Consider the following 15647-nt stretch of genomic DNA (forward strand, 5'->3'; position numbering starts at 1 on the left):
TCAGGACGGACGTCGCCGAGCGGTCAGCTTCGCTCGTAACGGTGATCTCACGCATCCCAAACGGAGGTGACCGACGATGCTGTTCCGCCGCGCCGGGCTGGTCCTGGCCACCCTGTCGATGACGGGGCTGACGGCCTGCGCCATGACCTCGCAGGCTCAGGAGACGCCCGCGAGTTCGGTGAGTGCGCCGCCGGCGCAGGCCGGTACGGCCCCGTCCGTGTCGGCCAAGGACGCCCAGACGTTGGACAACAACAAGAAGTTCGCCCAGTGCATGAGGGGGGAGGGGTTCAACATGCCCGACCCCGTGGTCGAGTCGGATGGCGAGATCGGCTTCGGGGGGCAGATGAACTGGCAGGATCCGAAGTTCCGTACGGCCAAGAAGGCATGTGAGGCCAAGGGCATAACGCTGACCCCGCCGGGCGGCGGGGGAGCGTGGAAGGGCCGGCAGGGCGGGGGCGGCTGATCGCCCGTCCGTCCGGCCGATCATCCCCGGTGATGACGGAGGCTCTCATCCCGCGGGCGGAAGACCCGCCCAAGGGCGATATCTACCGTGATCGCCATGCCCTTCGATGGAATCGCCAGACGCACGTTCCTGGAAAGTGTCGTGGTCGCCGGGGTCGCCGGCCTGGCCGGAAGCCGGCTCGGTGCCGGCTCGAACGCCGCGGTCGCCTCCGGCGGCCCCGAACCCTCACCTGAGCGGCTCATACTCCCCAAGTTCACCGATCGCCTGCGGATCCCGCCGGTCCTCCGGCCGCGCCCCGGCCGTTCCACCGGCGAGCTGACGGTGACCATGACACCGGCCGAGGTCAGACTCCACTCGCGGCTGCCCCCCACCCGGATGTGGACCTACGAGGGACACTATCCAGGCCCGACGATCGAGGTGCGCCGCGGGCAACCGGTCAGGATCGCCTGGGAGAACCAGCTCGGCGGCACCATCCCGATCAAAGCAGTCGACTACGTGGAGACCGCTCCGGGCCGGGACACCGATCCGCTCACCAACTATCCGGGCTCGGCGGGCTGCGCGGTCGTGCCGATGGTCGCCGACCTGACCCCCTGGAACGTGGTCCACCTGCACGGCATGCTCACCGGCGGGGGTGACGACGGGTGGATGGAGAACGTGATGGCCCCCGGGCGGACCCAGGTCGTGACCTACCCGAACGACCTGCTCGCCCCGGTTCTCTGGTATCACGATCACGCGCACCACGTCACCCGCTTCAACATCCTGGCCGGGCTCTCCGGCATGTACGTGGTCCGCAGCGATGAGGAGGACGATCTGCGCCTGCCTCGCGGCGACCGCCTGATTCCACTGATCCTTAGCGACCGAAACTTCGAGCTCGACCCTGCGGGAAAGCTGACCGGCCAGCTCCTGCACAAGATCGAGAAAGTCAGCCAGCGTGAGGTGGTGGCGCCCTTCGTCGGGCCGTACAACCTCGTGAACGGGACTATCTGGCCATATCTGGAGGTGGAGCCCGGGTGGTACCGGCTCCGCCTGGTCAACATGTGCAGCTCGCGCGTCTACCGGCTGGTGCTGTTCGACGAGAACAAGCAGGTGGTGCCCAAGGCGTTCACCGTGGTGAGCACGGATCAGGGGTTCCTCGGCGCGCCCGCGGCGGTGGACGGCCCGCTGATCCTCTCCCCGGCCGAGCGCGTGGACGTGCTGGTGAATTTCGCCGCGTTCGCCGGGGCCACACTGAAGCTCATCAACACCCGTCCGGAGGTGGACCCCGGCGCGCCCGACACCTCCAACAACATGCTCGAACCCGATGTCATGCAGTTCCGCGTCTCCAGCGGCAGGGCCAGAGACGACTTCAGCCCGCCGGCCGCGCTCTCCCGGTCGTTCCGGCGGATCACCGCGGCGGACGTGCCTGCGGACGCGCCGCAGCGGTGGATCGTGCTTACTCCGCCGGGGGCGCCCAAGGCGCCGGAGATGTGGGAGATGGAGGAGGTCGACCCGAACACGGTGACCGTTCCCTCCGACGGAGTCATCCAGATCAAGACCGCCGACGGCACAGTGCGCACCTTCAGACGCGTGACCGGTGCGTACGCCGACGGTTCGGCCTTCGACATCATGCTCGACCAGTGGGAGGTCTGGCGGATCATCAACCTGGGCGGCCCGCCGCACCCGATCCACCTGCATCTGACCTCGTTTCAGGTGCTGGCCAGGGACGTCTACGACGTCAGCGGGTTCAGCCAGGCCGCGCGGGCCACGACCAAGCCGGTCGCGTACGTCGGCCCGGACCGCCTGGAACCGCACGAGCAGGGCGAGAAGGACCTGATCCGAGTCGCCGGGCACCGCGGTTCCAACGGTGAGATGGTCACCATCGCGGTGCGGTTCCGCCACCCTGGCCGCGGCGTGTACCACTGCCACACCCTGGAGCACGAGAACCACATGATGCGGCCGCTGATCGTGACGCCGCACATGACCATGGCCCTCGGCGAAGGCCACCACTGACGACGCGTCAGGCGCGACGACCGGTCAGGAAACGGTCAGTCACCGGCCAGAGCGCGAGGAGCCGCACTTGATCCCATGGGCGGCATGAGCAGAGACCCCGATGTCATCCGGCGCCGGATACTGCAGACCGCGGTCGTGGGCGCCACCGCGGTCGTCGTCGGCGCCGAGTCGTGGCGGAGCCCGGACGCCCCCGTGTCGGCCACCGCGCCGGCAGTCCGGGCTCCGTCACCCGCGCCCGCGCCGGCACTGGGGCTGGACAAGTTCGCCGACCCGCTGCGCATCCCTCCCGTACGACGGCCCCGGGGCGACGGGGCGGGCCTGACGATACGGCTCCGCCCCGCCCGGGTGCGGGTGCACTCGCAGCTGCCCGAGGTGCCGATGTGGACGTTCGACGGCCACTTCCCCGGCCCGACCATCGAGGTTCCCCGTGGCCGGCTCGTCCGCGTCACCTGGCAGAACGAGCTGAGCGGCGCCATCCCCCTGGTCGCCGTGGAGGTCCCCGCCGGGGACGGCGACCCGCCGAAGAACCACCCGGGACGCGACGGCGCGGATCCGGTCGAGGCCCTGGCGGCGATACCGCCGTGGACCGCCGTCCACCTGCACGGCGCCCACACGGGCGGCGGCAACGACGGCTGGGCCGAGAACGCGGTGCTACCCGGTGCGGCCCAGTTGTCGGAGTATCCGAACGACCAGCGGGCCGCGACCCTGTGGTACCACGACCACGCCATGCACCTGACCCGCTACACGATCATGGCGGGACTGGCCGGGTTCTACCTCATCCGCGATCCCAAGGAGGAGGACGCTCTCGGCCTGCCATCGGGCGACTACGAGATCCCGCTCATGTTGTGCGACAGGAACCTCGACACCGACGCGAGCGGACGGCCGACGGGCCGGCTGCTGAACAAGGTCGTCCTGCGCCGCCCCGAGCCCAAGGTCACCAGCGAGTTCACCGGGCCGTACACGATGGTGAACGGGGTTATCTGGCCCTACCTGAAGGTCAAGCCCAGGGCCTACCGCTTCCGGATCGCCAACGTCTCCAACTACCGGACGTTCCGGTTGATGCTGCTCGACGAGAACGGCGAGCCCGCCATGGACGCGGTACGTCTGGTCGGCACCGACCAGGGCCTGCTCGGCGCGCCGGTGACTCCGGCGGACGCCATTCCCCTCGCCGCGGCGGAACGGGCCGACCTGGTCATCGACTTCAGCCGCCACCGCGACCGCAGGCTCCGCCTGGTCAACGTCTCACCGGGCGTCGCCCCCGGCACGCCGGACCCGGACGGCGGCGTCCCCGAGCCGGACGTGATGCAGTTCCGCGTGGGCGGAGGATCTCCCGTCGCGTTCGCCCCGCCGCGCCCGTCCTCGTCCTCCTCCTTCCGCCGCATGACGCCGGCCGACGTGCCGGCGGACGCGCAGCGGCGATGGGTGGTGATCCCGCCGCCCGGGGCCTCACCCGACCAGCCCGTCAACACGATGTGGGAGATGGAGGAGGTCGATCCCGCGCAAGTGGCCGTGCCAGGTCCGGGCATCATCCAGATCAGCTTGGCGGACGGGCAGGTACGGACCCTCCGCCGGGCCGCGCAGGCGTACGAGGACCGGACGGGAGCCGTGGCCGCGCGCGGGCAGTGGGAGACGTGGCACTTCCTCGGCCTGACCCGGGAGGTCCATCCGATGCACATCCACGGGACCGCCTTCCAGGTGCTCAGCCGGGCGCGGATCGACCGCGGCGGATACAACGACTCCACCGGCGGCACCACGACCCCCCTCAAGCAGGTCGCGGAGGAGCCCCTGCCCGCGTGGGAGCAGGGCTGGAAGGACGTCGTCACGGTCACGGGCGGCCAGCTCGTGACGGTGGCGGCGCGGTTCGACCACCCCGGGAGGTTTGTCTACCACTGCCACATCCTCGAACACGAGATGCACATGATGCGGCCGTTCGTCGTCATGCCGCACGAAGTCATGATGCTGCAGCATTGACACCATGGGCTTCTCTCCGGGCAGTGTCCGGCGGCTCTCCGCCCGGACTCCTCTGCGGACCAAGCTCGTCGCCACCGTCGTGCTGATCGCGGTGGCGTCGCTGGTCACTCTCGCGGGGGCCAGCCAGATCCTGATGCGGCGGCACCTCGTCGACCGGGTGGACGAGCAGCTCGTCTCGGTGGCCCAGCAGACCGTGAACCGGGTGCAGGGCGGCTGGCAGGGCGGCGGCCCCGGGGCCGAGCTGGCGGCGGCCGCCGACGGAAGCCACACGATCACGGCGCGGTTGCCGAGTGACATCCTCGCCCAGGTGCGCAGGCCGGACGGCACGCTGCTGGCCAGCACGCCGCTGGAGGACATCACGGTCCCCGGCCCCCGGATCGACGCGCGGACGATGGCCTCACCGCGGCGGACTCCGTTCACCGTTCCTGACCAGGCCGGGGCCGGGCACTGGCGGATGGTGCTGGTCGCCCTCGGCTCGGGGGAGACCGACCTCCTGGTGGCGACGAGCCTGGCGGAGGTCGGCGCCACGCTCGACGACCTGCTCCTGATCGAGCTGGCGCTGGGCGTCGTCGTGCTCGTGGCCGTGGTCGCCGCGGGCGCGCTGATCGTGCGGGCCAGCCTGCTGCCCCTGGCTCAGATGGAGCGGACCGCGCGGACGATCGCCGCCGGCAACCTGTCCCAGCGCGTCCCCGATCATGATCCACGGACTGAGGTGGGCAGTCTGACCACGGCGCTCAACACGATGCTCGGCCAGATCGAGTCCGCGTTCCGGGCCCGCGCCCGTTCCGAGGGCCTGCTGCGGCAGTTCGTCGCCGACGCCGGCCACGAGCTGCGCACGCCGCTGACCGCTATCCGCGGCTTCGCCCAGCTCTACCGGAACGACCCGGGCCACGGCGCGTGGCTGGTCGACCGGATCGAGCGAGCCGCCGGACGGATGAGCCTGCTGGTGGAGGACCTGCTGCTGCTCGCCCGGCTCGATCAGCGGCGGCCGCTCGACCGCAGGCCGCTCGACCTGCTCCGGCTCGTGCTCGACGCGACGCACGAGACCCGCGCGGCCGCGCCCGACCGCAAGGTGGACCTGGACGTCCGGGCGGACACCGCCTACCAGGTGCTCGGAGACGAGGTGCGGCTGCGCCAGGTCCTGGACAATCTGCTGAGCAACGCGCTGAGGCACACCCCCGGCGACGCCCCCGTCGAGGTACGGCTGCGCAGCGCCGTGCTGCGGGAGGCCCCGGCGGCGGTGATCGAGGTCGCCGACCACGGCCCCGGGCTGACGGCGGAGCAGGCCGAGCGGGTCTTCGAACGCTTCTACCAGGTCGATCCCGCCCGTTCGCGCGGCAGCGGTCTCGGGCTCGCCATCGTCTCCGCCCTGGTCGACGCGCACAACGGAAGCGTCGAGCTCGACACCGCCCCGGGGCGGGGCGCGACGTTCCGGGTGCTGCTCCCGCTCGAACCGGAGACGTAGGGAACCGGAAACGGTCGGGGAGCGGTCAGGTCGCCCGCCTGCCCTGGTCAGCTTCGCCGCCCAGATTGGTCTCGTACTCGAAGGCGAGGGTCCTTCGGGCGGAGGTGATCTGAGGTGTTCCCCCACCGCGCCGCTCTCAGCCTCGGCGCACTCTGTCTGACCGCGGCCCTGACGGCCGTCCTGTCCGGTTGCTCGGCCACCCAGGAGCAGCCGGGGGTCGCGTCACTCCAGAAGGGAGGCGACGCCGCCCCCTCGGCCTCTCCCAGCGCGAGCATGAACCAGCAGGACGCCTTGGTGAAGTGGGCCGGGTGTATGCGCCAGAACGGCGTGTCCGTCAGTGATCCGGGAACGACGACCGGCCCGCTCATCCCGCAGGGCGGGGTGAACTCGCAGACGCTGCAACGGGCCCAGCAGGCCTGCCGCTCCTATTTGCAGGCCGCGGGGGGCGGCCAGGGCAACGTCAGCGGGACCGCCGCCCTCGACAGGTTCCTCGAACTCGCCAAGTGCATGCGTGAGAACGGCGTGCAGGACTTCCCCGATCCCGTGCTCGACGAGACCGGCGGGGTCACGTTCAACGGAAAGATCGACCGGAAGGCCCCGCACTACCAGGAGGCCGCGGACGCCTGCAAGAGCAAGCTGCCCTCCTCGGGCACGTGGGGAGGCTCCCGATGAGGCGCGGGGCGGTTCTCGCCGTCGTCTCGGCGCTGGCCGTGGGAGGCGTGGCGGTGGTTCTCGTGCTGTCCGGCGGCCTCGCTCTGTCCAGCTCCGGCACCCCGGCCCCGGCGGCCGGCACGCGTCCCCCGGCCACCGCGACGGTGAAGCGCGGCGACCTCGTCGACCACCAGACGGTCTCCGGCACCCTGGGGTACGCCGGTGAGCGCACCGTGCCCAACGGTGTCTCCGGCACGCTGACGTGGCTGCCCGCGGAGGGAGCCGTGATCGGCCGGGGCGGCACGCTCTACAAGGTGGACCGCCGGCCGGTCGTTCTCATGTACGGCACCACCCCCATCTATCGCACACTCCAGTACGGGGTGTCGGACGGCCCGGACGTGCTGCAACTGGAGAGGAACCTCAAGGCGCTCGGCTACGGCGACGGCCTGACCGTCGACGACCACTTCAGCTCGATCACCGCCGACCGGGTCCTGGAGTGGCAGGACGACAAGGGGCTGGAGGAGACCGCGACGGTGACCGCGGCCGACGTCGTCTTCCTGCGGGGGAAGGTGCGGGTCAAGAAGGTCGGCGGCGTCACCGGGGACAAGGCGCGGTCCGGCAAGCCGGTGCTGACGGTCACGGGGACCACGCAGGTCGTCCGTGTCGACCTCGACGTCGCCGACCAGCAGCTGGCCCGCAAGGGCGCCAAGGTGACGGTCGAACTGCCGGGGGGAGCCTCGGCCACCGGGAAGATCACCGATGTGGGCACTGTGGCGCAGCTCCCGAGCTCGAGCGGACAGCAGGCAGACCCGCAGAACGCCACCATCACGATCGAGATCAAACTGACCGACGCCAAGAAGGCGGGCGGCCTGGACCAGGCCCCGGTCAGCGTGAGCCTGGAGAGCGAGCGGCGCGAGAACGTGCTGTCGGTGCCCGTCGAGGCGCTGCTGGCGCTCCGCGAGGGCGGATACGGGGTCCAGGTCGTGCAGGGCGAGACGGTCAGGCTGGTGCCCGTCGAGATCGGGATCTTCGCGGCAGGCCAGGTCGAGGTGAGCGGCGGCGGGCTGACTGAGGGTACGAAGGTCGGGGTGCCGCGGTCATGAGCCCCGTCGTCGACCTGAAGGACGTGGTGAAACGCTACGGAGGCTCGGTGACGGCCCTGAAGGGCGTGTCGCTCCAGATCAAGGCGGGTGAGATGGTGTCCATCATCGGCCCCTCCGGATCGGGCAAGTCCACCCTCCTGCACATCATGGGGACCCTCGACCGGCCCACCTCGGGCAAGGTGGAGATCGTGGGCCACGACGTGGGCGCCCTGTCCGACCGCAGGCTCTCCGCGCTGCGGGCCCGCCGGATCGGTTTCGTGTTCCAGCAGTTCCACCTGTCACCCGGCCTGTCCGCGGTCGACAACGTGGCCGACGGCCTCCTGTACGCCGGGGTCGCTCTGCGGGAACGCCGCCGGCGGGCGGTGAAGGCGCTGGAACGTGTGGGGCTGGGACACCGGCTCGACCACCGGCCCTACCAGATGTCGGGTGGGGAGCAGCAGCGCGTGGCCGTGGCCCGCGCGGTGGTCGGCGAGCCGCCGCTGCTCCTGGCCGACGAGCCGACCGGCAACCTCGACTCCGCGGCGGGGACCGAGGTGCTCAAACTCCTGCACGATCTGCACGACGCGGGGACCACCGTCGTGATCATCACGCATGACGCGGAGGTCGCGGAGGCGGCCGAGCGCCGGATCCGGGTCCGGGACGGCGTCGTGCTCTCCGAGGGGAGTGACCTGTGACGAGCGACGTCACGGCGGAGGTGTTGACCTCCGCCAGGCTCAGCCCCGGCGACGTCCTGCGGGTCGGCGCGGCCGGCCTGCGCAACCGGCCCGCCCGGGTCGTCCTGTCGGCGCTCGGCATCGCGATCGGTATCGCGACCATGATCGCGGTCGTCGGCATCTCCTCGTCCAGCCAGGCGGAGCTGCTCCGGCAGCTCGACCGGCTCGGCACCAACCTGCTGACGGTCAAGCCGGGCCAGAGCGTCTTCGGCGACAACGCCAAGCTGCCGGTCCAGTCGATCGACATGGTGCGCGGCATCGCACCGGTCAACGCGGTGAGCGCCACCGGCGCGATCTCGGCCACGGTCAGACGGACCGACAAGATCCCTGCCGACCAGACCTCAGGGATCTCCGTACGGGCCACCACGCTCGATCTGCTGACCACCCTGCAGGGCGCGGTGGTCAGCGGGAGCTGGCTGAACACGGCGACCGAGCGCTATCCGACGATGGTCCTCGGCGCGGTCTCGGCGCAGCGGCTGGGCATCACACAGGCCGGGGCCCAGGTCTGGGTGGATCGGCGCTGGTTCACGGTCGTGGGCGTTCTGGGCTCCCTCGACCTGGCGCCCGAGATCGATCGCAGCGCGCTGGTCGGCTGGCCCGCGGCGCGGACGCTGCTCGGCTTCGACGGCCATCCGACCATGATTTATGAGCGCTCGTCCGACGCCGCGGTCGCCGACGTGGCGGCGGTTCTGGCCCGGACGGTCAACCCGGAGAACCCCGAGGAGGTGGAGGTCAGCCGTCCCTCCGACGCGCTCGCTGCGCGGACGGCGGCGGCGGGGGCGTTCACCGATCTGCTGCTCGGCCTGGGCGCGGTCGCCCTCCTGGTGGGCGGCGTCGGCATCGCGAACACCATGATCATTTCGGTGCTGGAACGGCGCAGGGAGATCGGCCGGCGGCGCGCTATCGGCGCCACCAGGGGCCAGATCCGGCTGCAGTTCCTGACCGAGTCGCTGCTGCTGTCCGGGCTCGGCGGGGCCGTGGGCGCGGTCCTCGGGGCGGCCGTCACCTTCGCCTACGCGGCCACGAACCGGTTCCCGGCCGTGGTGCCGCCGTGGGCCTTCGCCGGAGGAATGGGGGCGACGCTCGTCATCGGAGTGATCGCCGGCATCTACCCGGCGGTCCGGGCGTCGCGGCTCTCGCCGACCGTGGCGTTGGCGAGCACGTGAGGGTGCGTGACCGGCCCCGGGTCTGATCACCGCCCGGGGCCGGCCACGCCCCTAAGATCAGGCCCTGCCGCCGTAGGAGCCGACCCGCTGCGGCATCGGTATGTCTTCCGCGGGGGCGACCTGACCCGGCTGCACCAGACCGTGTTCGTAGGCGTAGATCACCACCTGGACGCGGTCACGGACTCCCAACTTCTGATAGAGGTGCTGCACGTGCGATTTCACGGTGCTCTGCCCAAGTCTGAGCATCTGCGCCATGTCTTCGTTTCGATAACCGCGCACCAGCAGCCGGAAGACGTCGAGCTCCCGATCGGTGAGGCCGACCAGTTCGGGCGCGGCGGACGGCGACAACACGGGCCGCCGGGCGAACTCCTCAATAAGGCGGCGAGTGACAGAAGGGGCCAGCAGCGCGTCCCCGGTGGCGACGGTGCGGACCGCGTCCACCAAGCCCTCCGTGGGAGTGTCCTTCAGCACGAAACCGCTGGCACCCGCCCGCAGAGCCTCGAACACGTACTCATCGCGGTCGTACATCGACAAGATCAGGACTTTGACGCTCGCGGACCACTCCGCCGCGAGTATGTTCCAGGTCGCCTCTATGCCGCCCATCTGCGGCATGTTCACGTCCATGAGCACGACATCCGGGCGCAGCGCCCGGCACAGCCGCACTGCCTCCCTCCCGTTGTGGGCCTCTCCCACGACCCGCAGGTCAGCCACGGGGTCGAAGGTCGCGCGAAGCCCGCTCCTGACGAGCGGCTGATCGTCGGCGATAAGCAGTCGGATGGGGTTGGAGTCCATCATTGCTCCTTGCGTCGCTCGGACCTGTCCTTGCACCCACAATGAAGAGCCGAATTCATCGTCGCCGCGTTTCCTGAAGGCCGCCTGACCAATCCCTGACCATGAGTGCCCCAGGCCCCCGGCGTCCCCTGCCGCTCACAAACAGCGACAGGGGGAGGAGGCGTCGTCGATGCCCTGGTCTGTCGGGCCGGGCATGGGCAGCGCGGCCCGGATGAGGAACCCGTCCGTCAGCGGGCCGCAGGCGAACTCGCCGCCCTCGCCGATGACCAGCTCGCGCAGACCGAGCAGGCCGTGGCCGTCCACAGGCGGCATGAAGGAGAGCAGCCCTCCCGAGCCGTTGACGACCCTGATCGTGAGCTGCCCCCCGAAAACGAGCGAGATCCGGATGGAATGGCGGCCGTCGTGCTTGAGCGCGTTGGTGAGTCCTTCCTGCACGACGCGTAGCGCGGCCGTGTGGATCGAGGGCGGCAGCCGCCGCTCTGTGCCGGAAAGAGTGAGGTGGATCGGCTGGTCCCCCTCGCCCAACTGGGCGATGAGCGTGGCCACCCGCGCCGAGAGGGGCGCCTCCTCCACGGAGGCGGGTGCAGGTGTACGGCGCAATGACCCGACGATTGACCTGACGTCGGTCAGGATCTCCTGGACGATCTGCTCGACCGCGGCGGTGGCCGACTCGGCCTGCGGCCCCGTCGTGGCCAACCTGCGCATCTGCATCGCGATGACCAGTAACCCGTGACCGACGGTGTCGTGCAGTTCCCGGGCGATCCGGCGCCGCTCGCGCAGCACGGCATGGTGCGTCGCCTCGGTGCGCCGCCATCGTCGCAGCGCCGCTCCCACGACCAGCGTGGCGATTATTCCGATCGAGATACCGGAAATAAGCGCATGAAGCACCCCGTACCAGCTGAAAATTCCTCCAGTATTCGGCGTCCCGGCGATGCTGTGCATCGACGCCTCTCACCCCCGTCTTCACTCGCCGGCGAGGTCGGCCACGTCAGAGCGCGACAGGACGATGCTCGCGCGACCATGATCTGTTACGGCCGATGTCCTCCAGATGGCAGGTGCCTGAGATGCTCCATGGGTCGACAGATCGGCGCTCAGATGCCCCAGAGAGGAAGTGCCAGTGGAAGGTCGCGTCCGCGTCCGGACGCCTTACGGTGCGGGACTCGGACGGGACCAGAACTCCACATCCAGGTCGACCACACCGCACGTTACGACAATGTTTCAATCCCCGCTTAGTCCTGTAAAGGCACTTAGTCAGTGTAGTGCACTAAAGGGATATAGCAAAGAGACTGGCATTAATGCCGCATGGCGCGGCTAAATAGGAAATCTACAACACGGGGCCGAAAGTATTTTCGGCCCCGTGCTCAAATGGGGGGAACTCCGGCGGCGAGACGCTCGGCCACCACCCGCTGAAGCTCCATCCGGGAGCTCCGCCGGAGCCTGCGCAGCCCGGCGGTGACCACGTCCTGCTCCTCGCTGCGTTCGAATGACCGGAACGAGGACTCGTCGCTCCAGTCCGAAGTAATCACGTAGACGATTTCCTCGTCGGCTGCACCGGCCAGGCTCAGCGTCTGCCGGATGCAGCCCGGCCAGGCCCGCGTCCAGTCGGCCACCTCACGCCAGGCGTTCTCGAACTCCTCCGCGTCCCCCGGCCGCACGGTGAAGGTCAGCACCGCGCGCAGCCGCCCCGCGACTGCCATCACCACTCCCCGAAGACACGTTCGGCGTTCTCTCGGGCGATCCGGGCCAGATCGGTGTCACTGGTGACGACCTCGGAGACCAGGCCGACGATTGAGTCCAGCTCGCTCATCAGCGGCGGCGCGTCGGTACCGAACAGGACGTTCCGTGAGCCGAACACCTCCAGGTTCTGCCGCAGCTGGCCGGGGCTGGGACAGGAGGTGTCGACCAGGATTCTGCGCAGGTGATCGCTGGGCCGCACACCGCGAGACCACGGCTCAGCGGTCTCCCGGCCCGGCCGCGGCGCCACCGCGAGGTCGAGCTTCGCACCGAGACAGGAGAGTCCGCCGCCCCCGGCCGGTGCGATCAGCCGCAGGTCCGGATCGCGGGCCAGCCGGCCCGCGCAGATGAGGGCGGCGAGACCCATCGTGACGTCGTTCAGGCGGGCCACGTGCTCGACCACGCCGGGTCCGAGATCCAGGATGCTCTCCGTGCCCACGGGCTCTGCCGGAGGATGCAACAGAACGGGGACCTTCAGCTCGGCCACGAAGGCGAAGAAGTCGTCGGCGCGGGGCGAGCTGAGATACCGTCCCTCCACACTGGTGTTCACGATCAGCCCGACGAATTCCGGCTCCGCCACGAGCTCGGCGGCCTGCTGGAGCTGCTTGTCGCCGCCGAAGGGGTCGAGGTAGGCGTACGCCCTGAGATGCCCGGGGTAAGCCCTGACCAGCTCGCCGAGTGCCTCGTTGTGCGCCCGCACCTGGTCGGCGCTCTGCCGGTAGTTCGCCGCGCCGGTGCCCGGCAGCATGGACCCCGCGCCCACCGGGCTCCCGATGATCGTCCTACCGATACCCCGGGCGAGCTTGCCCTCGATCATGGCCTCCGGGTCATGCAGTCCCGGAGGCCCTCCTCGCCCCTCGTTCGGTGGGGCGAGGTGTCCGTGCACGTCGACGAACATCATGGTCTCTTTCCGGGCGGGGGGCCCGCCAGCGCCGAACTGAACCCGAACTTGCCCATCACCGGGACCAGTGCGCCGTAGACCCCGTCGGACGCCTCGCCGGTGAGGAAGGCGACCACGCGCGCCACCTGGTCAGGCGTCACGGCCTGGCCGAAGTCGGCGTGCGGCCGGTCGCGCCGCGCTTCCGGTGTGTCGGCCATCGTCATCACGATGGCGTTCGCGTGCACGCCGCGGTCCTTCACCTCGTGTGAGAGCGCGCGCACCCACGCGAGGAGCGCCGCCTTCGCCGCCGCGTATCCGCCCAGAAAGGCGAGGGGTTCCTGGGCGAGCGGCGAGCCGAAGTAGACCAGCCGCCCGCCGTTGCCAAGGCGGGGCAGCACGGCGTGCGTGGCGTGCACCGCCGACAGGAAGTTGACCGCGAGCAGACGCCCGTGGTCGATGATCGGGCTCGGCCCGGCCTGGAAGCTCCCGATCATGTGGATGAGCCCGTCGAGCCGGCCGAACCTGTGCTCTGCCTGATCGGCGGCGGCGGTCGCCCCCTCCGCCGTTGTGACGTCCGCGGCGAAGGTCTCGACCTGTCCGGGCGTCCCGTAGGTGCGCTCCAGTTGCGCGAGCCGGTCGGTGTTTCTGCCCGTGAGCAGGAGCCGGTCGCCGCGCTTGGCCAAGAGCGCGGCGACCGCCTCGCCCACCGGGCCGGTGGCCCCGGTGAGCAGCAGGACCGGCGACTCGCTCACGCCGTCGCCCCGGCCGGCGCGCGACGGGTGGTGACGTGCTCCATGCCCATCCGGAAGAAGAACTCCCGGGCGCCCTCAGGAGTGCTGGCATCCCGCCGGTCCTCCTCCACCACGTATTTGTCGAGCTCCAGCTCCACGTGCTGGATGTTGGGGTCCTGGGACAGGTGGGCCATGAGAGCGGGCACGTTCCCGTCGATCTCGATCATCCGGACGACGGTCTGGCCCTTCATGAAGACCGAGGTGCTGACCATCCGGGTGCCGTCGGCGGCCACGTACTCCGGGGCGGAGTAGTTGGCCAGCAGGTCCTTGACCTTGTCCTCGGTGCCGGGCTTGATCCTGAACATGATGGCGAGACGCTGCAAGTTTCCCATGGCCACAGCCTCGGTGGTCTCCCGGTGGCCGGTCTTCCCACCGCCGTACCGATTCGCCCCTCCCCTCTCCGGGGGAGGCGACAGCCGTACGGCGGTAGACAGCGCCGTTAGACAGGAGACATGCAGATCAAGCTGACTGGAAAGAGGGCCCTGGTGACGGGCGGCACCCGTGGCATCGGCCGAGCCTGCGTCCGCGCCCTCGCCGAGGCCGGAGCCGACGTCGTCGTCTGCCACCGGCAGGGGGGCGAGCCGGTCGAAACCCTGTCCCGGGAGCTGCGGCTCACAGGCGGCGATCACCGCTTCGTCCAGGCGGACGTCAGCCGCCCCGACGACGTGGCCCGCCTGATCGGCGAGTGCGGGCCGCACCTGGACATCCTCGTCAACAACGCCGGCGTCATCTCCCACGTCCCCTTTCACGAGCTGTCCCTAGAGGAGTGGCAGCGGATCGTCGACACCAACCTCACCGCAGCCTTCGCGGTGACCCAGAGAGCGCTGCCGCTGCTGACCGGCGGCTCGTCGGTCGTGTTCGTCGGCTCGAAGGTGGCCACCGTGGGGATGCCCCTGCGGGCCCACTACACCGCGTCCAAGGCCGGTCTTGTCGGTCTGAGCCGCACGCTCTGCAAGGAACTCGGGCCGCGAGGCATACGGGTCAACGTCGTCCAGCCAGGGATCATCCAGACGATGGACATTCCGGCCGACCGGCTCAAGCACTATGAGGCGATCGTGAGCCTGGGACGCCTGGGACGGCCCGAGGAGATCGCGAACGTCGTCACCTTCCTGGCCAGTGACCTGGCCGCGTACATCACCGGCGAGACCCTGAACGTGGACGGAGGGACCTGATCATGACGGAGCCCGGTTTCCGTGTTGTGCTCACCATGCACATCCACCCCGGCGTGGAGGAGGAGTTCGAACAGGCCTGGCGAGCGGTCGGGGCCGCGGTCACCGACCACCCGGCGAACCTCGGCCACTGGCTGTTGCGCAGCGCGGACGAGAAGGGGGTCTACTACATCAACAGCGACTGGGTCGACGAGAAGCACTTCCGGGAGTTCGAGGAGAGCTGGGAGCACGGCGAGCACCGGGCCAAACTCCACCCCTACCGGGCCAGCGCCACGATCGCGACGATGCACGTCGTGGGCCACCTGGGCAAGGAGACGGCATGACGGTGCGGGTGCTGCTCCGTTACCGGGGCTCCGAGGACGAGATCGGCGCGGCTTTCCACACCATCAGCCGGAAACTGCAGGGCACCCCCGGCCTGCTGGGCAGTGAGCTGTGGCGCGACATCGGAGACTCCCGCGCGTTCGTCGTCTCCAGTGAGTGGACGAGCCGTGAGGCGTTCGACACCTGGGAGCGCGGACCCGATCACAAGGCGACTACCCAGCCCCTCCGCCCGTACCACGATTCCGCGGGCGGGAGGGCGTTCGAGCTCGTCGAGGTGGTGGCGGCGTACCGGTGACGACGAACGCGGTATCCCAGCTCGACGTGCTCGAAGCCGAGGCGATCCACATCATGCGTGAGGTCGCGGCCGAGTTCGAGCGTCCCTGTCTGCTGTTTTCCGGCGGCAAGGACTCCATTGTGATGGTGCGGGTGGCGGAGAAGG

17 protein-coding genes are annotated in these 15647 nt (G+C 69.9%); 11 read left to right on the top strand and 6 right to left on the bottom strand.

Going from position 1 to position 15647, the window contains the following annotated elements:
• The first annotated feature begins 76 nt into the window (after positions 1–76).
• From JOL79_RS31255 to JOL79_RS31290, 8 genes are all read left to right on the top strand, one after another.
• Positions 77–463 (top strand): hypothetical protein, encoded by a 387-nt coding sequence (locus tag JOL79_RS31255; protein ID WP_210159529.1) that lies wholly within the window; start codon positions 77–79, stop codon positions 461–463.
• A gap of 96 nt (positions 464–559) precedes the next feature.
• On the top strand, positions 560–2452 hold the full coding sequence (locus tag JOL79_RS31260; protein ID WP_210159530.1) for a multicopper oxidase family protein: 1893 nt from the start codon (positions 560–562) through the stop codon (positions 2450–2452).
• 84 nt (positions 2453–2536) lie between these two features.
• Positions 2537–4423 carry a multicopper oxidase family protein gene (locus tag JOL79_RS31265; RefSeq protein ID WP_210159531.1) on the top strand — a complete coding sequence of 629 codons (1887 nt, stop codon included), beginning with the start codon at positions 2537–2539 and terminating at the stop codon, positions 4421–4423.
• 4 nt (positions 4424–4427) lie between these two features.
• Positions 4428–5888, top strand: coding sequence for a sensor histidine kinase (locus JOL79_RS31270; RefSeq protein ID WP_210159532.1), 1461 nt, complete (start codon positions 4428–4430; stop codon positions 5886–5888).
• 114 nt (positions 5889–6002) lie between these two features.
• Positions 6003–6560, top strand: a complete 558-nt coding sequence (locus tag JOL79_RS31275; RefSeq protein WP_210159533.1) for a hypothetical protein — start codon at positions 6003–6005, stop codon at positions 6558–6560.
• Positions 6557–7642 (top strand): peptidoglycan-binding protein, encoded by a 1086-nt coding sequence (locus JOL79_RS31280; RefSeq protein ID WP_210159534.1) that lies wholly within the window; start codon positions 6557–6559, stop codon positions 7640–7642. The genes JOL79_RS31275 and JOL79_RS31280 overlap by 4 nt, the downstream gene beginning before the upstream one ends.
• Entirely contained in the window at positions 7639–8316 is a 678-nt protein-coding gene (locus JOL79_RS31285; RefSeq protein ID WP_210159535.1) for an ABC transporter ATP-binding protein, read from the top strand. Before JOL79_RS31280 ends, JOL79_RS31285 begins: the two co-directional genes overlap by 4 nt.
• Positions 8313–9521, top strand: coding sequence for an ABC transporter permease (locus JOL79_RS31290; RefSeq protein WP_210159536.1), 1209 nt, complete (start codon positions 8313–8315; stop codon positions 9519–9521). The genes JOL79_RS31285 and JOL79_RS31290 overlap by 4 nt, the downstream gene beginning before the upstream one ends.
• Before the next feature lie 57 nt (positions 9522–9578).
• On the opposite strand, the gene JOL79_RS31295 is transcribed toward JOL79_RS31290, so the two are convergent.
• From JOL79_RS31295 to JOL79_RS31320, 6 genes are all read right to left on the bottom strand, one after another.
• Entirely contained in the window at positions 9579–10313 is a 735-nt protein-coding gene (locus tag JOL79_RS31295) for a response regulator (protein WP_210159537.1), read from the bottom strand.
• 135 nt (positions 10314–10448) lie between these two features.
• Positions 10449–11255, bottom strand: coding sequence for a sensor histidine kinase (locus JOL79_RS31300; protein ID WP_210159538.1), 807 nt, complete (start codon positions 11253–11255; stop codon positions 10449–10451).
• 419 nt (positions 11256–11674) lie between these two features.
• A complete protein-coding gene (locus JOL79_RS31305) occupies positions 11675–12010 on the bottom strand; it encodes an antibiotic biosynthesis monooxygenase family protein (RefSeq protein WP_210159539.1) in 336 nt (111 codons plus the stop codon).
• The gene (locus tag JOL79_RS31310) at positions 12010–12945 is read right to left on the bottom strand and encodes an amidohydrolase family protein (RefSeq protein WP_210159540.1); all 936 of its coding nucleotides are present in this window, start codon (positions 12943–12945) and stop codon (positions 12010–12012) included. The genes JOL79_RS31305 and JOL79_RS31310 overlap by 1 nt, the downstream gene beginning before the upstream one ends.
• Complete coding sequence (locus JOL79_RS31315; RefSeq protein WP_210159541.1) at positions 12945–13679, bottom strand: SDR family oxidoreductase; 735 nt, start codon at positions 13677–13679, stop codon at positions 12945–12947. The genes JOL79_RS31310 and JOL79_RS31315 overlap by 1 nt, the downstream gene beginning before the upstream one ends.
• On the bottom strand, positions 13676–14050 hold the full coding sequence (locus tag JOL79_RS31320) for a SchA/CurD-like domain-containing protein (RefSeq protein ID WP_210159542.1): 375 nt from the start codon (positions 14048–14050) through the stop codon (positions 13676–13678). Before JOL79_RS31320 ends, JOL79_RS31315 begins: the two co-directional genes overlap by 4 nt.
• Before the next feature lie 120 nt (positions 14051–14170).
• Here JOL79_RS31320 and JOL79_RS31325 point away from each other — a divergent pair, with 120 nt between their 5' ends.
• The 3 genes from JOL79_RS31325 to JOL79_RS31335 are packed head-to-tail and all read left to right on the top strand — an operon-like array spanning position 14171 to position 15503.
• On the top strand, positions 14171–14890 hold the full coding sequence (locus JOL79_RS31325) for an SDR family NAD(P)-dependent oxidoreductase (RefSeq protein ID WP_210159543.1): 720 nt from the start codon (positions 14171–14173) through the stop codon (positions 14888–14890).
• A gap of 2 nt (positions 14891–14892) precedes the next feature.
• A complete protein-coding gene (locus JOL79_RS31330) occupies positions 14893–15210 on the top strand; it encodes an antibiotic biosynthesis monooxygenase family protein (protein WP_210159544.1) in 318 nt (105 codons plus the stop codon).
• Complete coding sequence (locus JOL79_RS31335) at positions 15207–15503, top strand: antibiotic biosynthesis monooxygenase family protein (RefSeq protein WP_210159545.1); 297 nt, start codon at positions 15207–15209, stop codon at positions 15501–15503. The genes JOL79_RS31330 and JOL79_RS31335 overlap by 4 nt, the downstream gene beginning before the upstream one ends.
• Positions 15504–15647 lie beyond the last annotated feature (144 nt).

Source organism: Microbispora oryzae (genome assembly GCF_017896165.1).
Lineage (GTDB): Bacteria > Actinomycetota > Actinomycetes > Streptosporangiales > Streptosporangiaceae > Microbispora > Microbispora oryzae.